At 32.8% G+C, this 24,269-nt stretch carries 15 protein-coding genes, 10 pseudogenes and 1 riboswitch; of the genes and pseudogenes, 3 read left to right on the forward strand and 22 right to left on the reverse strand.

Annotated elements, in window-relative coordinates:
- Nucleotides 1-204: 204 nt before the first annotated feature.
- The 17 genes and pseudogenes from ABLV90_RS11655 to ABLV90_RS11735 all read right to left on the reverse strand — a co-directional run bounded on the left by ABLV90_RS11655 (nt 205) and on the right by ABLV90_RS11735 (nt 16,852).
- Nucleotides 205-1,472: pseudogene (locus ABLV90_RS11655) on the reverse strand (dihydrolipoamide acetyltransferase family protein).
- A gap of 12 nt (nt 1,473-1,484) precedes the next feature.
- Nucleotides 1,485-2,469, reverse strand: a pseudogene (locus ABLV90_RS11660) (alpha-ketoacid dehydrogenase subunit beta).
- Nucleotides 2,462-3,460: a thiamine pyrophosphate-dependent dehydrogenase E1 component subunit alpha gene (locus tag ABLV90_RS11665; protein ID WP_069815545.1), complete on the reverse strand. Its 999-nt coding sequence runs from the start codon at nt 3,458-3,460 to the stop codon at nt 2,462-2,464. Before ABLV90_RS11665 ends, ABLV90_RS11660 begins: the two are co-directional and overlap by 8 nt.
- 15 nt (nt 3,461-3,475) lie before the next feature.
- A complete protein-coding gene (gene lpdA / locus ABLV90_RS11670) occupies nt 3,476-4,897 on the reverse strand; it encodes a dihydrolipoyl dehydrogenase (RefSeq protein WP_460872673.1) in 1,422 nt (473 codons plus the stop codon).
- Between the two features lie 10 nt (nt 4,898-4,907).
- Nucleotides 4,908-5,969, reverse strand: a complete 1,062-nt coding sequence (buk, locus tag ABLV90_RS11675) for a butyrate kinase (RefSeq protein ID WP_427707852.1) — start codon at nt 5,967-5,969, stop codon at nt 4,908-4,910.
- A 263-nt stretch (nt 5,970-6,232) separates the two neighbouring features.
- Nucleotides 6,233-7,129, reverse strand: a complete 897-nt coding sequence (locus tag ABLV90_RS11680; RefSeq protein WP_460872674.1) for a phosphate acyltransferase — start codon at nt 7,127-7,129, stop codon at nt 6,233-6,235.
- A gap of 52 nt (nt 7,130-7,181) precedes the next feature.
- Nucleotides 7,182-8,863 (reverse strand): annotated as a pseudogene (recN, locus tag ABLV90_RS11685) (DNA repair protein RecN).
- 21 nt (nt 8,864-8,884) lie between these two features.
- Nucleotides 8,885-9,336, reverse strand: a pseudogene (ahrC, locus tag ABLV90_RS11690) (transcriptional regulator AhrC/ArgR).
- Nucleotides 9,337-9,677: 341 nt separating this feature from the next.
- Nucleotides 9,678-10,560 (reverse strand): annotated as a pseudogene (locus ABLV90_RS11695) (polyprenyl synthetase family protein).
- Entirely contained in the window at nt 10,550-10,786 is a 237-nt protein-coding gene (locus ABLV90_RS11700; protein WP_046465408.1) for an exodeoxyribonuclease VII small subunit, read from the reverse strand. Before ABLV90_RS11700 ends, ABLV90_RS11695 begins: the two are co-directional and overlap by 11 nt.
- A pseudogene (gene xseA / locus ABLV90_RS11705) lies at nt 10,779-12,118 on the reverse strand (exodeoxyribonuclease VII large subunit). The gene ABLV90_RS11700 and the pseudogene xseA overlap by 8 nt, the downstream one beginning before the upstream one ends.
- A gap of 14 nt (nt 12,119-12,132) precedes the next feature.
- Nucleotides 12,133-12,519, reverse strand: a complete 387-nt coding sequence (nusB, locus tag ABLV90_RS11710; RefSeq protein ID WP_427704378.1) for a transcription antitermination factor NusB — start codon at nt 12,517-12,519, stop codon at nt 12,133-12,135.
- A gap of 123 nt (nt 12,520-12,642) precedes the next feature.
- Complete coding sequence (locus ABLV90_RS11715) at nt 12,643-13,005, reverse strand: Asp23/Gls24 family envelope stress response protein (protein ID WP_046465411.1); 363 nt, start codon at nt 13,003-13,005, stop codon at nt 12,643-12,645.
- A gap of 12 nt (nt 13,006-13,017) precedes the next feature.
- Nucleotides 13,018-14,377 (reverse strand): annotated as a pseudogene (gene accC / locus ABLV90_RS11720) (acetyl-CoA carboxylase biotin carboxylase subunit).
- Nucleotides 14,377-14,850, reverse strand: a complete 474-nt coding sequence (gene accB / locus ABLV90_RS11725) for an acetyl-CoA carboxylase biotin carboxyl carrier protein (protein ID WP_046465413.1) — start codon at nt 14,848-14,850, stop codon at nt 14,377-14,379. Before accB ends, accC begins: the two are co-directional and overlap by 1 nt.
- Before the next feature lie 357 nt (nt 14,851-15,207).
- On the reverse strand, nt 15,208-15,765 hold the full coding sequence (gene efp / locus ABLV90_RS11730; RefSeq protein WP_002507518.1) for an elongation factor P: 558 nt from the start codon (nt 15,763-15,765) through the stop codon (nt 15,208-15,210).
- 28 nt (nt 15,766-15,793) lie between these two features.
- Entirely contained in the window at nt 15,794-16,852 is a 1,059-nt protein-coding gene (locus ABLV90_RS11735) for a M24 family metallopeptidase (protein ID WP_427704376.1), read from the reverse strand.
- A 103-nt stretch (nt 16,853-16,955) separates the two neighbouring features.
- On the opposite strand from ABLV90_RS11735, the gene ABLV90_RS11740 reads away from it, so the two are divergent.
- Both ABLV90_RS11740 and ABLV90_RS11745 read left to right on the forward strand, forming a co-directional pair.
- A complete protein-coding gene (locus ABLV90_RS11740) occupies nt 16,956-17,543 on the forward strand; it encodes a hypothetical protein (RefSeq protein WP_427704375.1) in 588 nt (195 codons plus the stop codon).
- A gap of 23 nt (nt 17,544-17,566) precedes the next feature.
- Nucleotides 17,567-17,786 (forward strand): annotated as a pseudogene (locus ABLV90_RS11745) (SA1362 family protein).
- Nucleotides 17,787-17,908: 122 nt separating this feature from the next.
- Here ABLV90_RS11745 and ABLV90_RS11750 read toward each other — a convergent pair.
- A pseudogene (locus tag ABLV90_RS11750) lies at nt 17,909-18,740 on the reverse strand (biotin/lipoate A/B protein ligase family protein).
- Nucleotides 18,741-18,911: 171 nt separating this feature from the next.
- On the opposite strand from ABLV90_RS11750, the gene ABLV90_RS11755 reads away from it, so the two are divergent.
- A complete protein-coding gene (locus tag ABLV90_RS11755) occupies nt 18,912-19,298 on the forward strand; it encodes a rhodanese-like domain-containing protein (protein ID WP_460872675.1) in 387 nt (128 codons plus the stop codon).
- 326 nt (nt 19,299-19,624) lie between these two features.
- Here the strand turns inward: ABLV90_RS11755 and gcvPB are convergent.
- The 4 genes and pseudogenes from gcvPB to ABLV90_RS11775 all read right to left on the reverse strand — a co-directional run bounded on the left by gcvPB (nt 19,625) and on the right by ABLV90_RS11775 (nt 24,203).
- Nucleotides 19,625-21,104 (reverse strand): annotated as a pseudogene (gene gcvPB / locus ABLV90_RS11760) (aminomethyl-transferring glycine dehydrogenase subunit GcvPB).
- Nucleotides 21,091-22,443: an aminomethyl-transferring glycine dehydrogenase subunit GcvPA gene (gcvPA, locus tag ABLV90_RS11765; RefSeq protein WP_460872676.1), complete on the reverse strand. Its 1,353-nt coding sequence runs from the start codon at nt 22,441-22,443 to the stop codon at nt 21,091-21,093. The pseudogene gcvPB and the gene gcvPA overlap by 14 nt, the downstream one beginning before the upstream one ends.
- A gap of 17 nt (nt 22,444-22,460) precedes the next feature.
- Nucleotides 22,461-23,552 carry a glycine cleavage system aminomethyltransferase GcvT gene (gcvT, locus tag ABLV90_RS11770; RefSeq protein ID WP_460872677.1) on the reverse strand — a complete coding sequence of 364 codons (1,092 nt, stop codon included), beginning with the start codon at nt 23,550-23,552 and terminating at the stop codon, nt 22,461-22,463.
- A gap of 74 nt (nt 23,553-23,626) precedes the next feature.
- Nucleotides 23,627-23,733, reverse strand: a riboswitch (glycine riboswitch).
- Entirely contained in the window at nt 23,730-24,203 is a 474-nt protein-coding gene (locus ABLV90_RS11775; RefSeq protein WP_460872678.1) for a shikimate kinase, read from the reverse strand. It overlaps the preceding riboswitch by 4 nt.
- Between the last annotated feature and the right edge of the window lie 66 nt (nt 24,204-24,269).

Below are 24,269 nucleotides of genomic sequence, written 5' to 3' on the forward strand. Positions count from 1 at the left end.
TTATTCTACTAATATATGCGCAATACTTCAACATGTGTGATTATAATATATAATAATATTGCTTAAATTCATAAAAATTATATCGCGGACGGTTGATAAAACACATGTTAAACCAGAAAAATTAAATGAAAAATGAGTGTGAAACTTTTGTCTCACACTCATTTTTTAAACTTGAAAATTAATTAGTCTACAAAGTTAAATATATTAATATATACTTGTATGTTTAATTGAATATTGTTCAATACGTGTTTTTACAAAATTCATAAATCTACCGCTTGAAGACCATCTAATATACGATGATCAATCGATAGACATAAATTAACCATATTGCGAATTGCAATCATATCATCAATAACGACAGGTTTTTTAATAATAGATTCAATCTGTAATATTGTCGCTTGAGGATGGTTGATGATACCCATAGATGAAACAGAACCAAATGTTCCAGTATTATTCACAGTAAACGTACCACCTTGCATATCCTCAGAACGTAATTTTTTGTTACGCGCTTTATTTGCAAGCTCGTTAATTTCACGGGCAATACCTTTAATTGATTTTTCGTCTGCATTTTTAATTACAGGGACATATAATTTGTCTTCATCTGCGACAGCGATAGAAATATTAATATCCTTATGCATAACAATTTCTGAATCTGACCAGCTACTATTTAACAGTGGATACGCTTTTAGCCCTTCTGCAACAGCTTTTACGAAAAATGCAAAGAAAGTTAAATTATATCCTTCACTTTCTTTGAAGCTTTGCTTATGATAGTTACGTGTTTTTACTAGATTTGAAGCGTCCGATTCTACCATCATCCATGCATGCGGTATTTCATTGACACTATTTACCATGTTTTGAGCGATTTGCTTACGAACACCATTAACTGGAATTGCTGACCCTGGAGAAGGTTCATTGTAATACGCTTGTTTTGTAACTTTAGGTGAATCTTTAGGTGCTACAACTGTTGAAGGTGTTTTGTTCGTACCTTCTTTAATTACTTTTTCAATATCTTTTTTCGTAACTCGACCTTCAAAACCAGTACCAATCACTTCAGATAACTCGATTTGATTTTCTGAAGCAAGTTTAAATACCACTGGTGAAAAGCGACCATTGTTTTTGGGTTTATCTTCATGTGAAGCGCTATTAACATTATCATCTATATCATTTGAAGCAACCTCTTGAGGTTCATTAGATTCTGTTGTTTGTTGTGTATTTGAATTGTTTGTTTCTTGCGATTCATCACCAATATCAACAAGGCATATGACTTCATTTACCGCTACTGTTGTGCCTTCTTCTACTATAATTTCTTTAATTGTTCCTGAAAATGAAGATGGCACTTCTGCTGTCACTTTATCAGTGATAACTTCGCATAATGGATCATATTCTTCAACAGTATCTCCTACAGATACAAGCCATTGTTCTATTGTACCTTCATGCACACTTTCACCGAGTTTAGGCATTTTGATTTCCATGATTGTGCCTCCTTAAAATTCTGCGAGTTCTCGCATTTTAATTTTTATCTTATCTGGATTGATCATAAACTCGTCTTCGAGAGTTGGTGCAAATGGCATTGATGGAACATCAGGTCCCGCAAGTCTCATTATAGGTGCATCTAAATCAAATAAACAGTTTTCAGATATAATCGCAGATACTTCAGAAATAATACTACCTTCTAAGTTATCTTCTGTAACTAATAATACTTTACCAGTCAATTTAGCACGTTCAATAATTGTTTCTTTATCTAAAGGATAAACTGTACGTAAATCAACAACTTCTACATTAATACCATCTTCAGATAACATATCTGCTTGCTTGGATACAGTAATTCACACATAAACCATAAGTGAAAACAGTTATATCATCACCTTCACGTTTTACATCAGCTTTACCGATAGGCACAGTATAATAGTCTTCTGGTACTTCTTCTTTTAATAATCGATATGCTTTTTTATGTTCAAAGAAGAGCACTGGGTCATTCGTCTCAATTGATGACAATAATAAACCTTTTGCATCATAAGGTGTAGACGGTATAACAATAGTCAATCCAGGTGTCGATGCAAATATCGCTTCAACGCTTTGTGAATGATAAAGCGCACCATGAATTCCGCCACCAAACGGCGCACGAATTGTAATGGGACATTGCCAATCATTATTGGAACGGTACCTCATCTTAGCAGCTTCACTAATGATTTGGTTTGTAGCAGGTAAAATATAATCAGCGAACTGAATTTCAGCAACAGGACGTTTACCTAACATTGCGGCGCCTATACTTGTACCAACTATATTAGATTCTGCTAATGGCGTGTCTAATACACGTGCCTCACCATATTTTTCTTGTAATCCTAAAGTGACTCCAAATACGCCGCCTTTTATACCGACATCTTCTCCTAATACGAAAACGTCATTATCTTTTTCCATTGATTGGTCTAGCCCTTGATGGATAGCTTCTAAATAGGATAATTTAGCCATTGTTTGAGCCTCCTTCTTCGTAAACGTGTGTATAAGTTTCTTCTGCTGATGGATAAGGTGCTTGCTCAGCTTCCTTAGTTGCTTGGTTGACTATTTCTTTATGTTCTTTTTCTAAATCATCTAACCAGCCTTCATCAATAAAACCTTCTTCAAGTAAAAATGCTTTGAATTTAAGGTTACAATCTAAAGATTTAAGTTCATCGCGTTCTTCTTTTGAACGGTATTTATCATCATCATCAGATGAATGAGCAGTCATTCTCGTACACATAGCTTCTATTAGTGTTGATCCACCGCCATTTAAAGCACGTTCTCTAGCTTCTTTCATTACTTTATACATAGCTATTGGATCATTTCCATCCACATGCTCGCCATGTATTCCATAGCCAATAGCACGGTCAGAAAGTTTTTCAGCACCATATTGAAGTGAATCAGGAACTGAAATTGCATATTTATTGTTTTCAATTACACAAATAAACGGTAATTTATGTACTCCTGCAAAGTTTAATCCTTCGTGAAAATCACCTTGGTTGGAACTACCTTCACCGACAGTTGTCATTGCTATGTTTGCTTTGTTATCCATTTTCAAAGCTAAAGCGGCACCAACAGCGTGTAAAATTTGAGTTCCTACCGGAGAACCTTGAGAAAGCATCCCTATGTCACTTTGACCAAAATGAGAAGGCATTTGTTTTCCACCTGAATTGATATCATCACGTTTACCAAAAGCGGCTAACATAGAATTCAGAGGTGTCATACCTAAATAAGTTACAAGCGCTAAATCTCTATAATAAGGTGAAGAAATATCACCTTTTTGCATAGCATAAGCCATACCTATTTGTGTTGCTTCTTGTCCTTGGCAGCTAATGACAAAGGGGATTTTGCCCGCACGGTTTAATAGCCACATACGTTCATCTATTTTACGACCTAAGTCCATCCATTTGTACATTGCTTGTAGGTCTTCTTTTTCTAAGCCTACAGATTTATAATCAAACATTTTATTGCCTCCTTATTAAACGTGAATCGATCTATTCTCAACTTTTAATCCTAATTCCATTAACACTTCAGAAAGAGAAGGATGTGCATGGGTTGTTAAACCAAGTTCTAATGTTGAGCCATTCATAAATTGGAATAACGACACTTCATTAATCAGTTCTGTGACATGAGGTCCAATCATATTCAGCCCTAATACAGTATCATTTTCTTGATCGATTACGACTTCACAAAAACCACTTTGATTTTGTGTGTCTTCAATTACAGCTTTACCAATTGCTTTAAACGGCACTTTTACTGTGCGTGCTTTAATATTTTCTGCTTTGGCTTCTTCTATATTTTTGCCAATACTCGCTACTTCGGGTTGACTATAAACGCATCTTGGCATTTTTTGATAATCTATCGGTAATGGCGATGCATCAAACATATGATCAATCGCAATCATTCCTTCTTTTGAACCTACGTGTGCAAGTTGCAATTTACCGATACAATCACCCGCGACGTAAATATGCTTATCTTCAGTTTGTTGATATTCATTGACGATGATGTGCTTTTTATCAGTCAACTTGATTTTAGTATTATTTAGGCCGATATCATCAGTGTTCGGTTTACGACCTATCGAAACGAGTGCTTTGTCAAATGTAACCGACTTTTCATTTAATATTATTGTTATCTTATTTTCATCAATTACAATATTTTCTTCACCTAGTTGAGTGTTTTCATAAAACGTTACACCACGCTTAGATAATTCTTGTTTTAATACTTTTGCTACTGATTTACTTTCAGTTGGTAGAATACGATCTCCGGCTTCAATCACTGATACCTCGACACCAAAATCTACTAGTAATGATGCAAATTCTAAACCAATTACACCGCCTCCAACAATTGCGATAGAATTTGGTAGTTGCTCAAGATTTAAAATGTCATCACTAGAAAGAACGATATTATGATCAAATGGCAAAAATGGTAGTTCCATTGGTTGAGAACCAGTACAAATTAGCACGTTATTATTCGGAATTAATTCTGACTCACCATCTTCAAATTCTACTGAAACTGTACCACTTTGCGGTGAAAAAATGGAAGGCCCTAATAAACGACCAGTACCATTAAATACATCGATTTTATTATGGTCCATCAAATGTTTCACACCGTTAAACATTTGATTAACGACTTCATGTTTACGTTCTTGAACGCGCGAAAAGTTCAATTTAAAATCATTTATATCAACACCATATTCACTTGAGTTTTTAACTGTATGCATAACCTCAGCTGATTTTAAAAGTGCTTTTGTTGGGATACATCCTTTATGTAAACAAGTGCCTCCAAGTAAAGACTTTTCTACAAGTGCAACTTTTTTTCCTAGTTGAGATGCTCGAATTGCCGAGACATAACCCGCTGTACCTCCGCCTAATATTACTAAATCATATTTTTCTTCTGACATGCTTGCACTCCTAACTATAAACTTTAGCACTTTCTATACCTTCTAAAACAAGCGATGTGCGAGTCGCTAAAGCGTCCATTTCTTTTTCACCGGGGTAGATTGTCACCGGTGCTATCCAATCGACATAAGATTGGATTAAGGATGTTAATATTTTATTATAACTCAGTCCGCCAGTAAGGATAACTTGATCAACGTTTCCTTTAAAAACGATTGCGCGTTCACCAATCGCTTTCGCGACTTGATATGCTAATGCATCAAACGCTAGTTTTACATCACTATCTGATTCATATTTATGTGATAACACTTTTAAATCATTTGTTTTAAACATATTAACAAAACCACCTTCTTTGCTCAAAAAGTGATTCATTTCTTGTGGTGTAAAATTGCGTTTATAACCATATTCATATAACAAATCATTTGGTATAGAACCTGCCCGTTCAGGACTAAAAGGACCCTCGCCTAGCAAGCCTTCGTTCACATCAACGACAAGACCCTGTTTATGTGCGCCAACAGTTATACCACCACCCATATGAGCAACAATAACGTTAACTTGTTTATAAGTTTTACTGGATGAATTTGCATATAAGCTTGCAACAGCTTTTTGGTTTAATGCATGAAAAATACACCTTCGCTTAATATCTTTGATACCTGTAACTCTAGCAATATCCATTAATTCATCTACAACTACAGGGTCAATTGTAAAAACAGGTATTTGAAGATCTTGACTTAATTCGTAACCGATAACCCCACTTAAGTTAGATGCATGGTCACCATATTTAAATGTTCGAAGTTCATTATACATCGTTTCGTTGATTGTATAAACGCCACCACGTATGGGTTTCAATAATCCCCCTCTACACGCAATGCCATCAAAGTCACTAAAATTCACACCAGCTACATTTTTTACAAAACGTTCAATTTCAAATCGTCGATGTTTGATTTGTTCTATCAAATTTAAGGAAGTAATTTCGAGGTCATGCCGTATTGTTTCATTATAATTGCAATACGCATCTGTATAAATAGCAACCTTAGAAGATGTGCTTCCTAAATTAAGCACTAAAATTTGAGACATTGCCCCACCTTCTTTATTGAAAATAAAATAGAAAGTTATTAACTTTAACTGCTCAAGGAACATAGATTTTATTATTATGCAACGGCTAGATTACCGGCTTCAAAATTGAAATAAATAGTCAACTTTGAAAAAGTCATCGCACATAAAAGGATTATATTAAACTATTTATAATATCCACTTATATTTTACATCAAATAGACAAAATATAAAATTAATAACCTATTTTATATCGCAACAAGTAAAATGAGCCTTTCATAGCAAGGTCAATTTAAAACTTTTAGGGCTAACAATAATGAATCAAGTTTGTTTTGTTTATTATCAGCTCTAGAAGTAAGTACAATTGGAAATTTTGCGCCTAAAACTAGGCTTGCTACACGTGCACCACCAAAGTATGTGAATGACTTGTATAACGCGTTGCCAACATCAATATGTGATACAAGCAAAGCATCGACGTCACCGACTACAGTAGACTTTATATTCTTTTTAATAACGCTTTCCATGCTGATTGCATTATCAAAAGCTAGAGGACCGTCAACAATTAAATAATCATCCGCATCTCTATTAAAAATATTTTTGATTTTTTCAGAATCCGTAGAAGATGGGATTTTCCTTGTAACTTTTTCGACAGATGATAATAAACCTACTTTAAACTGTTCATAACCTAATGCCTTACTAAATACTGACAAATTTTTAATAATTTGTCTTTTTTCCTCTACTGAAGGTGAAATATTTAAAGCAACATCACTCATCATTAATGTTTTATGATAATTTGGTATATCGAAACATGCGACATGACTTAGAAAACCATGATTTTCTATAAAATTTTTATTGCTTAAAATAAAAGATAGTAATGATGAAGACGTTAAATTACCTTTCATTAACATCGAAACTTTACCACGTGATAAATCTTGTGCACATTGTTTAAATAATTCATTTTCATCATCAAATGTATAAATGTGAATTCTGTTTAATAATCGTGCGTCTATATTAAAAGATCTAATAATTTCAGTAAGATCATGTGTATCATATAAAAACACTTCTATATCTGTTAAAGTAAGTGCTTCTATCACGACTGAAAGCATCTTTTCATCATTTGCATATAAAATGGCTATATTACCTTTTAAAGTTGTAGTCGGTTCAATTAAATGTTGATATTGCATGAAAACCAACACCTTTCCCTATAAGTAAAGTAGTATTTATACGTTCGCATTATTAATCATTAAGGTGATTTTGTTCTATCATTTCTTTAGCATTCTGACGTGTAAGCTCAGTAACACTTGCTCCAGAAATCATTCTTGCTACTTCATCAATACGTTCTTCACCGGTTAATTCTTTAACATGAGTAGTTGTTCTGTTATCTTTAGAAGCTTTACTAATAAATAAATGTTGATCACTCATTGTCGCTACTTGTGGTAAATGAGAAATGCAGATTACTTGTATATGTTGTGCTAAGTCTTTCATTTTCTGAGCCATCTTCTGTCGTTGCTTGACCTGAAACACCAGAATCTACTTCATCAAATAAAATCGCTGTTTGCCCTCTTGTTTTTACAAAGATTGTTTTGAGCGCCAACATAATTCTAGATAATTCTCCTCCAGAAGCGATTTTATTTAAGCTTTTAAGCGGTTCACCTTTATTAGGGCTTATTAGAAATTCTACAAATTCAATGCCTTCACGGTTAGGTGTATCTAATGGTTTAAAGGAAATTTCTAAGTTCGCGTCTTTCATTTGTAAGTTTTGAATTTCATCCACAATATTGTCTCGCAGTGATTGAGCTACAACACGACGTTCTTGAGATAATTTTTTACCTAACTTGAAAACTTTATCATAAAGTGATTCTATTTCTTCACGCAATTGTGACGTACTCTCTTCATAGTTCTCAATTTTGTTGATTTCATTATCCAATTTATCTTGGTAAACAATAAGCTCACTAATATCTTTGCCATATTTGCGTTTCAAGCTGTTTAAGACGTTCATTCTAGCTTCTAGTTCATTAAGATACTGTTCGTCAAATTCAGTGTTTGTGAGTTCATCATATAGCTGATGTTTCGCATCGTCTAATGTGTAGTAAAATTGATCTACATCTTCTTTAAGACGATCATATTTATCAGGCAAAATATCACTAATTGATTGAAGTCTGGTTACTTAATTCATACAAACGATCGGTAATTGCATGTTCATCAGTTAATGTTAGATGTGCATTGCTTAGTGCTAGGCTTAAATTTTCAGAGTTTTGAATGCGTTTAATATCTGTCTCAAGTTGTGAAACTTCTCCATCAGTTAATTGAGCTTCCTGTAATTCCTCATATTGAAATTTAAGTAAATCTAATCGCTGAAGCAGTGCTTGATCCGCAGTTTCCAAATCTTCAAGTTCTTTCTTTTTAGCTTTATATTGATCAAAAGTAGACACATAATCATCAAGCAAAGATTTATATGTATCCTCTGCATAATTATCTAATAATTGTAAATGATATTTTTGCTTTAATAATGATTGCGTTTCATGCTGGCCATGTATATCTAACAATTCTTGCATTATTTTTCGCAAGTCTTGTAGTGTAACAATTTGATTATTCACTCTACACATACTTTTTCCAGAACTAAAGATTTCTCTTTTAACTAATAAAAAATCTTCGTCTATATCAATTGATAAATCACGTAATATGGAAATAGCTTCTTTACTCTCATCAATGTCGAAGATACCTTCAATAATTGATTTCTTTTCCCCATGTCTTACATAATTTGAAGAAGCACGCATGCCAATGAGTTGACCAATTGCATCAATGATAATTGATTTACCCGCACCTGTTTCACCACTTAATACTGTTAAGCCCTCACCAAAATGCACTTCTAATTCATCAATGATTGCAAATTGCTTAATAGATAAAGTTTGTAGCATCCTTATATCACTTCCTTATACTTATAATAAATTAAAGATGCGTGTCTTAATTTTTTCGCTCGCAGAATCATCTCTACAGATAATTAAACAAGTATCATCACCGCAAATAGTTCCTAAAACTTCTTCCCAATCAATTTGGTCTAAAATTGCACCGATTGATTGAGCATTACCAGGTAATGTTTTTAGAACTAATAAATTGCCTGTTCCATCAATGTTTACAAAAGAATCCATTAAATAGCGACCTAATTTTTCTAAAGGATGATATTTTCGATCATTTGGCAAACTATAGACATATTGTCCTGCAGAGTCGGTACCTTTATAAGTTGCAACTCTTTAATGTCTCTTGAAACAGTTGCTTGAGTGACGTTCAATTCGTACTCATTTAAACGCTTTACTAATTCATCTTGTGTTTCTATCTTTTCATTTGAAATGATTTCTCGTATTTTTATATGTCTCACTGATTTTTTAGCCATGTATAGCACCTCTGTAAACGAATATTTATACATTTATTTTACCACAAGCATAAGAATTCTACTACTAAAGTTAATTTGAAATATCGCTAAATATATCACGTTAATTATGCTATATATCAGTAAAATGTCACTATAAGGTATACAAATATGAGTTGTAAAATTTCAGCAAATTATGTAAAGAATCATTAAATTGATGAATAATTATTGAATAATATATTTTCACTCAATAAAAAATCACACTACATATACGTAGCATGATTCTTTGAGCTATTAAGTATTTTATTAACTGAACATTATTTAAAGATGGGAACCGTTATAAATAATTATCTAAAGCATCCTATTTATGATTCACGATTATTAAATAATTCAATAATACCTTCAAGATCTTGAGTATTATATGATTCCGGTAATTCATTTAAGCACTGATAAGCGGCATCAGCGTGAAACTTCAACTTATCTTCTGCACCAGTTTGTCCTAATAAAGATACGTAAGTGCTTTTATCATTTTCGATATCACTACCTACTGCTTTTCCTAATTTTGCTTCATCGCCATAGATATCTAGCAAATCATCTTTAATTTGAAACATTAAACCTAAATGTTCACTGTATGTTTCTAACAAATCTGCCACAGATTGTTCTGGTTCAGCAATATCAACTGCGGCCATAACTGCAAATTTAAGTAGCGCACCCGTTTTAGCGTTATGAATTTTTTCAAGTGTATTTAAATCTATTGATGAGCCTTCACTTTGCATATCTAAAGCTTGACCACCTACCATACCTAAGTGTCCGCTCGCATATGACAAACGCTTAACAAGCTTAATTTTAACAGTATCAGTTAGATTTGAGTCATTGGTAATGATTTCAAAAGCTTTGGTAAGTAGTGCATCTCCGGCAAGTATCGCTTTCCATTCACCAAAAACTTTATGATTTGTAAGTTTGCCTCTACGATAATCATCATTGTCTAACGGTGGCAAATCATCGTGAATTAATGAATATGTGTGGACTATTTCTAATCCTAAGGCAGATGATAATCCGGATTTATATTCATTTGATAACATATCTAAAGTTAATAATAATAAGACAGGTCTTATTCGTTTACCGCCTCGCTTCTAAAGAATAACGCATACTCTCTTCTATATTAGTGTTGAGTGAAGACTCTGGAACTGTTGTAGATAACTTTTGATTAATTTCTTCTATTAAATTATTCATCTTGTTATTCTCCATCGTTATCAATCGTCTCCTCATTTTCAACATTTTCATCAGTCATGAGCTCATTAACTTTCTTTTCAGCATCTTTCAATGTTTCATCACAAGTTGCAGATAATTTCATACCACGTTGATATAAATTTAAAGATTCTTCTAATGATACATTTTCATTATCAAGTTTTTGAACGATGCCTTCGAGTTCTTTCATCATTTCTTCAAAACTTTGTGTATTACTATTACTCATCTTTACACCTTACTTTCTTAACTTGTGCATCAACAACGCCATCTTTCATTGTTAATACAATGTTATCATTTTCAGCTAAGTCATTCGTACTTGTTATTACATCATCATCTTTATTCACAATTGTATAGCCACGTAACATTGTGTTTGTTGGACTTAGATTATTTAAGCTTTCTAGTTTACTAGCAAGTTTATTTTGTTGATTGGTAATAAAATTATTCATGACTTTATTTAAATCTGTACGCTTTTGATTATTTGTTAATTGTTCTCTATTAATATTTTGTTTGAAATTTTTCAAGTTAAACTTATTAGTTAATAGTTGCAATTGTTGCTGTTCATTTTTAATTCTTAAATTCATTGATAGGCTTAACTGCTTTTCTAAATCATCACGTTTTTGAATTTGTTGGTCATATAACAAAGTTGGTGTTTGGAACTTGTAATATGAAGATACATGTTCCAAGTGTTTTCTTTGTTGTTGCATATGTTGTTTAATAAAACGAGTGAGTGAAAGGTTCGTTTGCTTTAAATATTGACGTAATTCATATTGATCTGGTGTTGCCATTACTGCTCGCTTGTGTTGGTGTAGCAAGCACGTACATCAGCTACGAAGTCACTTAATGTAAAATCAGTTTCATGTCCAACAGCGGATATGATTGGTGTTTCACAAAAATATATTGCCTTTACTACATCTTCTTCGTTAAAGTTCCATAAATCTTCTATAGAACCACCACCACGACCTATGATAATTGTATCAACATTTAATTGATCAGCCTGTTGTATCTTTTCGACTATATCATTTTTAGCTTGTTCACCCTGTACTAAAGTATTAATTTGAACTTGCTCAGCTAGTGGATATCGACTATTTATCGTCGTATGAATATCTCTAATTGCCGCTCCAGTACCCGCAGTTAACACCGCTATTTTTTGGGGGAATTTAGGAATTAACTTTTTATGATTTTGATCAAAAAAACCATCTTTAGTTAATTTCTTTTTCAACTGTTCTAATTTTTGGTATAAATTACCTACCCCATCAATATGCATTTTATTAACATAGATTTGATAATTTCCTCTACGCTCATAAACAGAAACGCGTGCTTCTAGTAATACTTCGTCACCTTCTTTAGGATCAAAATCAATTTTAGAAGCATTGCCTTTAAACATCATTGCACTAATGACACTGTTTTTATCTTTCACATTAAAATAAAGATGACCACTGCTATGCTTTTTAAAGTTAGACAGTTCCCCTTTAATCAATACAGATTGTAAATGGGGATCTTGGTCAAATTTGTATTTAATATATTTAGTTAATGCGGAAACACTTAAATAGTCTGCCATTTTATATCACTCTTTTATTCAATATTGCTCAATACACCATTGATGAATTTATAATGATCATCATCGCTGAATTGTTTCGCTAATTCAACAGCTTCATTTATAATTACTTTTTGTGGCGTTGAACTATGTAACAATTCAAAAGTAGACATTCTTAAAATAATGCGATCTGTTTTCAATAAACGGTCTAGTGTCCAATCTTTTAAATATGGTTGGATTTTTTCATCTAAAATCGTTTCATGATCTTTTACTCCAGTTACTAACCAGTTGATAAAATCGAATTCTAAGTCTGGGTTTTCATCTGTAATAAAACTAATTGCTTCTTCAATTGTTAATTCGCTATTTTTCATTTCAAGTTGAAAAAGAGTTTGAAAGGCTTGTGTTCTGGATTCTTTTCGACTCATTATAAACTCCTTCAAGCATTGTATTTTTGTAAATCATTTGAGAAACGTAATAACAAATAGATTGAAATATTCGTTATTACATATCTACAAAATGTATTTAAAGTAAAATTTGCTTATATAATTTTAATTGGTTGGTTCAATATGTGTAATATGAACATTGATTTGGCTAGGTTCAATTGTAGTCATCGTTGTTACAGAATTAAAAATGGTACTTTGGATTGTTTTCGCTGTTTCTGAAATATTGATACCGTAAGACAATGAACAATAGACATCAATATAGATACCATCTTCTCTTGTATCAACTTTAACACCTTTGCTCAGTTGCTTTCTAGTAAATCTTTCAATACTACTATCCTTTAATTCTTTAAAATGACCTTGTATCCCTTTTATTTCAGCTGTTGCAATACTTGCTATAACTGTTAATACCTCAGGTGCAATTTCTATTTTTCCTAAATTGGAATGTGAGGTTTCTGATACTTTGACCATTTCACATACCTCCTATTTAGTTTGATCATCCATGATATTATATTTTTCAAGAAACTTAGTATTAAACTCTCCGCTTCTGAAAATTTCATTATTTAACAAACGAATATGGAATGGAATCGTAGTATCTATACCTAAAACGAGATACTCACTTAACGCGCGTATACCTGTCATAATCGTTTCTTCTCTAGTTGGCTCATGCACAATGAGCTTAGCAACCATAGAATCATAATATGGTGGAATCGTATAATTAGTATAACATGCTGATTCAATTCTTACGCCGAAGCCACCTGGTGCTAAATACTGGGTGATTTGACCAGGTGAAGGCATGAAGTTTTTATATGGATTTTCAGCATTGATACGGAATTCCATCGCATGACCTTCTATTTTGATATCTTTTTGTTTGAATGGCAATTTTTCGCCCATTGCAACTTTTAATTGTAATTTAACTAAATCTACACCTGTAACCATTTCTGTTACTGGGTGCTCAACTTGGATTCTTGTATTCATTTCCATGAAGTAAAAATCATTAGAATCTAAATCATATATAAATTCAATTGTACCTGCGTTTTCATAATTAACAGCTTTTGCTCGCTCTGACTGCGACGTTACCCATTTCTTGACGTTTCTCTTCAGATAAAATTGGAGATGGCGCTTCTTCAACAAGTTTTTGCATTCTACGTTGTATAGTACAATCGCGTTCACCTAAATGGACAACGTTACCAAAACTATCACCCATGATTTGAATCTCTATATGTCTGAAATTCTCAATGAATTTTTCGAGATATAGACCACCATTACCGAACGCAGTTTCCGCTTCTTGTTGTGTCATTTTAAAGCCAGTTTCCAATTCTTTTTCATCACGAGCCACACGGATACCTTTACCGCCACCGCCGGCAGTTGCTTTAATAATAACTGGATAACCAATTTTATCGGCAATGCCTTTTGCATCGTCGATATCCTTTACAAGACCTTCGCTGCCTGGGACAACAGGCACTTCCGCGCGTTTCATTTCTTCTTTAGCAACGTCTTTAATACCCATCTTTTGGATAGATTCGTAACTTGGTCCAATGAATTTCAGTTGGCAGGCCTCGCATAGTTCAGCGAAATCACCATTTTCCGCTAAAAATCCGTAGCCAGGATGTATACCGTCACAACCTGTTGATGTTGCGATAGATAAAATGTTTGGGATATTTAAATAAGAATCTTTAGATTGTGTTGGGCCAACGCAATATGCTTCATCAGCAATTTGAGTATGTAAAGCGTCTTTATCTCCTTCAGAGTATATAGCCACAGTTTGTAATCCTAAATCGTGACATGCACGAATGATTCTTACCGCAATCTCTCCTCTATTTGCAATTAATATTTTATTCATTATTTCACCTTGAATAACGGTTGGCCATACTCTACCATTTGACCGTCTTCTACTAGAATTTCAGCAATTTCTCCAGTTACTTCAGCTTGTATTTCATTAAACAATTTCATTGCTTCTAAGATACACACTGTTGATTCGTTTGTAACTGAATCTCCAACTTGTACATATGCACTTTCTTCAGGTGATGGTGATTTATAAAATGTCCCTACCATTGGCGCATTAATTGTTTGTAAGTTGTCTTCCACTGCGTTTGTATTTACTTCCTCTGAACTTTGCGTGTTTACAGGAGCTGACATTACACCTTGTTGCGGTGAAACTTGTTGCATTGGTTGTTGTGAAATTTGAGGTGTAATGATTTCAGTTTCTTTTTCTTTTTTTAAATTAACAACGTTGCCTTTATCTTCTATATTGATTTCAGTCAAGCTAGATTGATCAAGAATTTCTATTAATTCTTTAATTTCTTTAAAATTCATAAGTACTGACTCCTTCAGATTGTTTTCATTTACCTAGTTTATTTTACTTTAGTGAAATGTTCAATTCAAGCATATACATGCTTTCAATAATAAAGTGTTTATTCTTTATAAAGTTCTATATAGATATAATTTAATGATAATTCTATTTATTATAACGTTTTTTTAATGGAATGGGGCCATGTTATTGTAATTAATTGATATAAAGTTTAAATTCTTTTGAATAATACTATTATAACAGTCGTTTGTTTATTATAAAATGAAAAAATAAAATAACCTTTCCAACGTTTCGTGAATTGGAAAGGTTATTAATAAATATGGCTAAACTAAAAATAATAAATATGATTATTTTTATAAGTGTTAACCTCTTGAAATATAACTACCATCGCCTGTGTTAATTATAAGTGTGTCGCCTTCATTTACAAATAACGGCACATTTAGTGTATAACCAGTTTCTACTGTAGCTGATTTTGTTGCTCCGTTAGCAGTATCACCTTTTATACCAGGTTCTGTTTCTGTTACTGTAAGTTCAACAGTTTTTGGCAATTCAACGCCAAGTGTTTCACTTTCGTAAGTTTGAATTTGAACTTCCATATTAGCTTTTAAGAAATTCAATTCATTTTCTAAATAATCGGCTGCTAATTCTGTTTGCTCAAAAGTTTGATTATCCATGAAAACATGTGTATCACCATCTGCATATAAATACTGCATGCGGTGATTTTCAATCATAGCAGTTTCGACTTTTTCGCCGCCTCTGAATGTTTTCTCCTGAATAGCACCAGTTCTTAAATTACGTAATTTTGAACGCACAAATGCAGATCCTTTACCTGGTTTTACGTGTTGGAAATCTAATACTTTCCATATACCATTATCTACTGCAATTGTTAAGCCTGTCTTAAAATCATTAACCGAAATCATTCAGTTTCCTCCTCAATTATAAGGTCTTCTATAAAATAATAAGGTTTTTAGCGCATTTAGTAAAGCATTCACAACCATTTTCTGTAATTAAAACGTCATCTTCAATGCGAACGCCACCTAATCCGTCTAAATAAATACCAGGTTCAATTGTAACACAGTTATTTATCTCTAATTTAGCTTCTGATTTTCTAGATAGATTGGGTCCTTCGTGTACATCTAACCCTATCCCATGTCCAAGGGAATGACCAAACGCATCACCATATCCTTGTCCAGTAATATAATCTCTAGCGATAGCATCTAAAGCTTTGCCTGTAACACCTTGTTTAGCGGCTTCAATGCCTTTAATATTAGCTTCTAAGACAATATTGTATATTTCTTTGAGTTTAGGATCTGGTTCACCTATAGCAAACGTACGTGTGATATCAGAAGAATAACCTTTATAATATGCACCGAAATCTAAAGTAATCAGTTCACCTTGATTAATAACTTTTTCACTTGCGACACCGTGTGGCAACGCACCTCTGACACCTGAGGCAACAATTGTATCAAATGAAGTACCTTCTGAGCCTAGTTCTAACATTTTACTTTCTAATTTAGCTTTTAATTGCTGTTCAGTCATACCTGCTTTTGCAACAGTTAAGATATACTCATACGTCTCATCAACAATTTCAGCAGCTTTTTGAATAAGTTTAATTTCGCTATCATCTTTTACTTCTCTGATTTTTTCAATTAAACCAGAAACACTGATTAAGCTAATGTAGGATTTGCTTAATTGTAAGTATGTATCATAGCTGACTAAATCACCTTCAAAGCCTACATTCTGGACGTTTAACTTTTCCAATTGTGCTTTCACTTCTTCTATGAGACCACCTTTTTGTTTAATGATCTCAAATTGAGTAGCTTGGGAAGTTGCTTGCTCTATGTACCTAAAGTCTGTAATCAATAAGTTTTTATCTTTTGTAATAACAAGCGCGCCACTTGTACCTGTGAATCCTGATAAATACCTTCTATTAAAATCGGTTAATACAACAATCGCTTCCAAATGTTTTGTTTCTAAGGCAGAATTCAGTTTTTCTATTCTAGTCATCTGTCTTCCTCCTATTCAATAAATTTGTACATTTTCTTTTTATACATTAAAATGATAGCATAATTATTATGTGAATATATAGTTTTTGAATTAGGAGAGAGTTATGAAGAAAAAAATTATAGCTATATTAAGTGCTTCATGTTTACTAGTAGGTTGTGGTAGTCAAAATTTAGGTCCTTTAGAAGAAAAGACCACACAACTTCGTGATGAAAATCATAAATTAAAAAGTAATATTCAAGAATTAGAACAAACTATCGACAAAGAAAAAACAAACGTTGCTTCACTTAAGAAAGACAAAGAAAACATTAAACAGGCTAAAAACAATAAAAAGAAAGTAACAAATTTAAAAGCATCATCTAAATATTATCAAAATATAGCAAAAGCAGTTGATCAATATAATGATATTGAAAGTGATGTAACAAAAAATAAAAATGATAAAAAGATTCTTGGTAAGTTGACTGACATAACGAATAAAATCGATTCTGCGCACACTACATATGAAAATGATATTGATAAAGATAAAATGAGTGATGAAGATAAGAGTAAAAAGAAAAACATCACTAAATTAAATAAAGACCTTAGTTCAGCAATAAATGACATTAGAGATGGTTATAGCGAGAAAGATAAGAAGAAACTTAAAAAAGGACAAAAAGCCCTATCAACCATTAGTATCGATAATAAACAGAGTTAACAACTAAATAGGAGTGTTATAAATTGAAACGAGCAATATTTTATATAATAATCGCAATCGCGAGCAATTGGGTTAATCCTCAATTTAGATTCGTTTATATTCAGTTTTGTTAGTATGGCAATTAGTTTTGCTGTATTTGCGGGGATTATATATGCGATATATTACTTCTTCTTTTTAACAGAAGATCAACGAAAGTATAAACGCGCACAAAGAAAATATAAAAGACGCAATAGAAAAAAATAATTTTATTGCGCTATCTTACTCTTAAAACTTTTATTTAAATCTATCTAACTTTATATGTAACAAAAAATGTGAGGATACAGTCATTAAAGACTGTATCCTCACATTTTTTGATTTCGATAATTTTATTTACGATAATTCCATTCGTCAGCTTTATATTTTTCAATAAGTTTATTCACTTCTTCTTGTTGTTTATGCGTTAAGTTTAGTGGTTTAAAATCAATATTCAACCCTTTCTTGAAACCTATTTCAAAAGCCTCTTCCATTTCGGGTATTGTAATATGTCGGTCTGAAATATCATTAATCGCCACTGCTTTTTCTACGAAAGATTGTTTCATTTTATCTTTTAAACGCTCGTTTTTAAAAATGAACATATCGAATAAATCATCAATGTCGACGTCTTGTAACAATGAACCATGTTGTAAAATGACGCCTTTTTGACGTATCTGCGCACTACCCGCTATTTTACGCCCTTCTACAACTAACTCATACCAACTAGGAGCATCAAAACATACAGCGCTTCTTGGTTGTTTTAATTTCTCACGTTCTTCTTTTGAACGAGGGATTGAAAAGGATGCTTCGAAGCCTAAAGCCTGAAACCCTTCTAACAAACCTTCAGATATCACTCTGTATGCCTCTGTTACGGTCGAGGGCATCTCCGGATGAGATTCTGGTACAATAACACTATATGTAAGTTCTTTGTCATGTAGCACGCCTCTGCCACCTGTTTGACGTCTGACTAAACCATATCCCTTTTCTTGTACTTTTTCTATATCTATTTCTTTAGTCAGTCTTTGGAAATAACCAACAGATAATGTTGCTTGGATTCCACGTGTAAAATCTAATAACTGGATCAATTTCTCCCCTAGAAACAAAATTAAGCAGCGCTTCGTCCATTGCCATATTGAAATATGGATCGTTACTTCCTGTATTTATAAAATTCCAAGATTCAGTCACACTAAAAACCCCAATCAATAAATTAAATTGTTTTAATATTCATTTTATGTTATCGTTTGCACTAATTGTCTAAGTTTGTCAGCATTATCCAATAAATTAAATAAAAAATTTTGATAAATTGTGCTAACAGTCTTATAATATATAATATCGGTTAATTAGGGAGGATGCAAGATGAGTAATTTTTGGTTTATACCTTTAGCGACATTAATAATAATCATCGCTTACATGCTAATCAATTATCTTCTTAACAAGAGAGCAGTCACTGAATTAAACCAAAATGAATTCCATAATGGTTTGCGTAAAGCTCAAGTTATTGATGTAAGAGAAAAAGTGGATTATGATTACGGACACATTAACGGTGCACGCAACATTCCAATTACAACGTTTAAGCAAAGATATCAGGGATTGAGAACTGATCAACCTATTTATCTATGTGATGCAAATGGCATTGCGGGTTATCGTCTTGCTAAAATATTGAGAAAGAATGGTTATAAAGATATCTACATGTTAAAAGGTGGATATAAAAAGTGGACTGGTAAGATTAAGTCGAAAAAATAAATGTATAAATAAGTATTGTGTTTATAAAACTTGATTTACATTAGCTTAACTCTACATACTCATTTTTATAGCGGATTATTGACCTTAATGGGTGAATAATTCGCTATTTTTAATATCTACAAATGTATCCAAAAATTTAGTCGCGGTTTCCTTACTGGATTTATTGCTTTTTAAAATAACTATGGTTATTTGATATAAGATACTTTGACATAATGAAACGATTTTGATTAATCATAAGAATTTAATATAAAAAAGTACTACTCCGATTATAATTTCAACGGAGTAGTACTTTTATTATGAGCATGAGTATTCATTACTCAAAAATTTTATTCTTTTTCTGAACGTAGATTTTCAAATTTCAATACTGGATGACGTGCGGCTTTCGTTTCATCCAATCTATCTATAATTGTAGTATGAGGTGCTTCCAATACTTTGTCTGGATCTTCTTTAGCTTCATTAGCTATTTCAATCATTTTATCACAGAAATAATCTAAAGTTTCTTTTGACTCAGTTTCTGTCGGTTCAATCATCATACCTTCATCCACGTTAAGTGGGAAATAAATTGTAGGTGGATGAACACCGAAGTCTAGCAAACGTTTAGCCATATCTAATGTACGCACACCGTGTTCTTTTTGTTTAGAACCACTTAGCACAAATTCGTGTTTACAATATTGTTCATATGGTATTTCAAAGTGGTCTTTTAATCGAGCCTTAATATAGTTAGCATTTAACACAGCGACTTCTGAAACTTCTTCAAGACCTTTATTACCCATCGTACGAATGTAAGTATATGCTCTTAAATAAATTCCAAAGTTACCGTAGAACGGTTTAACGCGACCGATTGAATTTTCAATATCATTATCATATTTATATTCGTTATCTTCTTTAATAACCATAGGTTTTGGTAAGAAACTAGCTAGTTCTTTCTTAACACCTACTGGACCTGAACCTGGTCCACCGCCACCGTGAGGACCTGTGAATGTTTTGTGTAAGTTTAAGTGTACAGCGTCAAATCCCATATCACCTGGTCTTACTTTATCCATAATTGCATTTAAATTTGCACCATCGTAGTATAATAGGCCGCCTCGCTTCATGAACGATATTTCTGATGTCCATAATATTCTTTTCAAAAATCCCTAAAGTATTAGGATTAGTTAGCATAATTGCTGCCGTTTTTTCATTAACTAAACGTTTCAAATCATCAATATCAACTTCACCGCGCTCATTTGATTTAACAGTAACTGCTTTGAATCCTGCAAATGCGGCTGAAGCTGGATTGGTACCATGAGCCGAATCAGGAACAATAACTTCGTCACGGTGACCTTCGCCATTTTTTTGATGATAGGCTTTGAAAATCATTAATGCTGTCCATTCACCATGTGCACCCGCGGCTGGTTGTAATGTAACTTCATCCATACCTGTAATTTCTTTTAACTCTTCTTGTAGGCTATGAATAATTTCTAATGAGCCTTGTACTTGTGATTCATCTTGTAATGGATGTGATTCTGCAAATCCTGGTATTCTTGCAATTTTTTCATTAATTTTAGGATTATATTTCATCGTACATGAGCCTAATGGATAAAATCCTGAATCAACGCCAAAGTTTTTGTTTGAGAGTTCGGTATAATGGCGAACCAAATTTAATTCTGCAACTTCTGGTAATTCTGCTTTATTTTTTCTGATGAATTTATCATCTAATAATTTATCTACAGCACCATTATCAATTTCTTTCTGAGGTAACGAGTATGCATAACGATCCTTTTTAGAACGTTCAAAAATTAGTGGACTAGATTTACTTACTACCATTTAATTCACCCGCTTTCTTAACAAATGTGTCTATTTCATCTTTCATTCTTAATTCTGTTACCGCAACTAACATATGATTATTAAAGTCTTCAGAAGCTTCACTTAAGTCAAATCCTCCGATAATTCCTTCTTCAATTAAAGCATCATTAACTTCTTTAACTGGTTTGTCGAATTTAACTACAAACTCATTAAAAGATGTGCCATTAGCAACTTCAAAACCAGCTTGTTTGAATTGATCTTTTGCATAGTTAGCATTTTCAAAGTTTCGTACCGCGATATCATAAATACCTTGTTTACCTAAAGCTGACATACAAATTGAGGAAGCCAAAGCATTTAATGCTTGGTTTGAACATATATTTGATGTCGCTTTATCACGACGAATATGTTGTTCACGTGCTTGTAAAGTCAATACAAAACCACGATTGCCATCTCCATCTTCGGTTTGTCCTACCAAACGGCCAGGTATTTTTCTCATTAATTTTTTAGTTGTTGCGAAGAACCCACAATGAGGCCCACCAAATTGTGCGGGTATACCAAATGGTTGTGTATCTCCGACAACTATGTCTGCTCCGAAACTACCTGGAGGTGTTAATAAACCTAATGCAAGCGGGTTTGCGTATACAATCATTAAAGCCTTTTTGTCTTCAATAAATGAATTGATTTTTTCTAAATCTTCAACAGAACCATAGAAGTTTGGATATTGTACAGCAACAGTCGCTGTATCATCATCAACCGCTGCTTCAAGCTTATCTAAATCTGTAATCGTGCCATCTAAATCAACTTCAACGATTTCAAATTCTTCACGTGTTTTAACATAAGTTCTTAATACCTGTAAAGCTTGATAATGTAGTCCTTTTGATACAACAACTTTGTTTTTACGTGTTTGGTTGAAAGCTAAAATACATGCTTCTGCAAAACTTGTAATACCATCATACATTGACGAGTTTGCTATATCCATATCAGTTAATTCACAAATTAACGTTTGAAATTCGAAAATCGCTTGTAATTCACCTTGAGAAATTTCTGGTTGATAAGGTGTATAAGCAGTATAAAATTCTGAACGTGAAATCATTGAATCAACAACAGCTGGAGCATAGTGATCATATACCCCTGCACCTAAAAATGATGAATGCGTTTCTTTGGTGATATTTTTGTTTGCGATTCTGCTCAATCGCTTACTTAATGTTGTTTCTGATTCAGCATCAGGTATAGCTAATTCTCTTCCCAGTAAAATATCTTTTGGAACGTCTCCAAAAAGTTCTTTAATAGAATTAGCTCCAATAGTATCTAACATTTCCTTTTTATCTTGCTCTGTTAATGGAATATAACGATGACTCATAGTAACACCCCTTTGGATTATTTAGTAATTTGGTTTTTCTTAACAATTTTAGCCTTAAGTTGCCTTTTTCTAACTTGTACAATCACTTCTTTACCCATTTCAAAAGCATCGCGATTGATTAAAGCTAACCCAATTGATTTACCACTTAATGGTGACTGTGTACCAGAAGTGATTTCACCAATTTCATGGCCATCTAAATCATAGACTGTGTAACCAGTTCTTGGAATGCCTTTGTCTATCATTTCTATACCTACAGTTCTGCGTTTAGAACCATTTTCTTTTTGATCTTTTAGTACACTTTTGCCAATAAAGTCAGCTTCTATCAATGGTTTTGCGACAAATGCGATACCGGCTTCATATGGTGTTATAGACTCTGTTAAGTCTTGACCATGTAGCGGCAGTCCAGCTTCAAGTCTTAATGTGTCTCTTGCACCTAGTCCACAAGGTTGTACATCGAATTCAAGAATTTTTTCCCACAAGTCAGGTGTATCTTCTGCATTACAATAAATTTCGAAGCCATCTTCACCTGTATAACCTGACTGTGAAAGGATTACATTCTTTCCAAAGAATTCAACGTTTTGTTTAAAATCAAAAGGTTTCATTTCTGCTACGTCAACGTTAACATGTTGTTTAACCAAATCACGTGCTTTCGGGCCTTGAATTGCTAATTGACCATAGTCATTTGATGCATTAATTACTTCTGCATCAAAATTTATAGCATTTTCTTTCATCCATTCAAAATCTTTATCTGTATTTCCAGCATTTACTACTAATAGATAAACTTTTTCATCTAATTTATAAGTAATTAAATCATCAATAATCCCACCATTTTCATTACATAGCGCGGTATATTGAGCTTTAGTAGTAGTTAAGTTTTCAATATCATTTGAAAGAAGATATTGTACTAATTTATCTGCTTCAGAACCTTTAATAATAATTTCTCCCATATGACTTACATCAAACAAGCCAATTTCAGTTCTTACTGCATTATGTTCTTCTTTTATACTTGAAAACTGAACTGGCATTGCCCGACCACCAAATTCCACAATTTTAGCCCCGCTATCAACAAAATTTTGGTAAAGCGGTGTATGTTTAAGTTCGTTAGACATGAAGAAACCTCCTAAAAATTTTATAAAAAAAACAGAGTAGACTAATCTACCCTGTTTATGACACTCCAGGAATGCGTCACAGTATTATCCTTTTGCCTGAGAGTTTCGTTAAACTTGCACCTTCGGCGATGGTCTAATGTTATATATAATATAACCTGCCATTCTCTCTAATACTGGTCATTCGCATGTTAACTCTTTCTTGATTTCTTTGTGTAAATCTGAAAGAGAATTACTACTATTCACTTTTATGAATGCGATTTCATTATATCTTGAAACCCTAGATGAATACAAGCTTTTTAAATCAAAAAGTGATTTATTATTAGCATTTGGTCTATTGTTATCATTCTTGATTCTATTGTAAACAATTGTCAAATCACAATCTAACCAAATAATTTTGGTTTGTTGTTTTAAAAAGTCAAATGACTTATCACTTTCTATAATGCCACCACCAGTAGAAATGATATCAAAACGATCCATACACTGTTTTAAATACTTATATTCTAGTGCTCGAAAACCACTTTCACCTAGTTGTTTAAAAATATTAGGAATTGTTTTGTTCTCTTGTTGAACGATATAGGCATCTAAATCGACATAAGTGAGGTGTTCAGCTTTAGCAAGATATTTACCTAAAGTTGTTTTGCCAGTACCCATAAATCCTATAAGGATTATTGGCTCTAAATTGTTATTTTTCAAAAATATCTTCCTTTTTTATAAATA

The organism is Staphylococcus sp. 2S1 (assembly GCF_046721335.1).
GTDB classification, from domain to species: Bacteria; Bacillota; Bacilli; order Staphylococcales; family Staphylococcaceae; genus Staphylococcus; species Staphylococcus equorum_A.

Excerpts from the sequence above, each read along its gene's own strand:
- ABLV90_RS11715 (WP_046465411.1), bottom strand. The coding sequence starts at position 13,005 with ATGGTCAAAGTATCAGAAACCTCACATTCCAATTTAGGAAAAATAGAA.
- ABLV90_RS11775 (WP_460872678.1), bottom strand. The coding sequence starts at position 24,203 with ATGGGTACTGGCAAAACAACTTTAGGTAAATATCTTGCTAAAGCTGAA.
- ABLV90_RS11740 (WP_427704375.1), top strand. The coding sequence starts at position 16,956 with ATGAAGAAAAAAATTATAGCTATATTAAGTGCTTCATGTTTACTAGTA.
- ABLV90_RS11755 (WP_460872675.1), top strand. The coding sequence starts at position 18,912 with ATGAGTAATTTTTGGTTTATACCTTTAGCGACATTAATAATAATCATC.
- ABLV90_RS11700 (WP_046465408.1), bottom strand. The coding sequence starts at position 10,786 with ATGAGTAATAGTAATACACAAAGTTTTGAAGAAATGATGAAAGAACTC.
- gcvT (WP_460872677.1), bottom strand. The coding sequence starts at position 23,552 with ATGTCTAACGAACTTAAACATACACCGCTTTACCAAAATTTTGTTGAT.
- efp (WP_002507518.1), bottom strand. The coding sequence starts at position 15,765 with ATGATTTCGGTTAATGATTTTAAGACAGGCTTAACAATTGCAGTAGAT.
- lpdA (WP_460872673.1), bottom strand. The coding sequence starts at position 4,897 with ATGTCAGAAGAAAAATATGATTTAGTAATATTAGGCGGAGGTACAGCG.
- gcvPA (WP_460872676.1), bottom strand. The coding sequence starts at position 22,443 with ATGAGTCATCGTTATATTCCATTAACAGAGCAAGATAAAAAGGAAATG.
- accB (WP_046465413.1), bottom strand. The coding sequence starts at position 14,850 with ATGAATTTTAAAGAAATTAAAGAATTAATAGAAATTCTTGATCAATCT.
- ABLV90_RS11680 (WP_460872674.1), bottom strand. The coding sequence starts at position 7,129 with ATGCAATATCAACATTTAATTGAACCGACTACAACTTTAAAAGGTAAT.
- ABLV90_RS11665 (WP_069815545.1), bottom strand. The coding sequence starts at position 3,460 with ATGTTTGATTATAAATCTGTAGGCTTAGAAAAAGAAGACCTACAAGCA.
- buk (WP_427707852.1), bottom strand. The coding sequence starts at position 5,969 with ATGTCTCAAATTTTAGTGCTTAATTTAGGAAGCACATCTTCTAAGGTT.
- nusB (WP_427704378.1), bottom strand. The coding sequence starts at position 12,519 with ATGAGTCGAAAAGAATCCAGAACACAAGCCTTTCAAACTCTTTTTCAA.
- ABLV90_RS11735 (WP_427704376.1), bottom strand. The coding sequence starts at position 16,852 with ATGACTAGAATAGAAAAACTGAATTCTGCCTTAGAAACAAAACATTTG.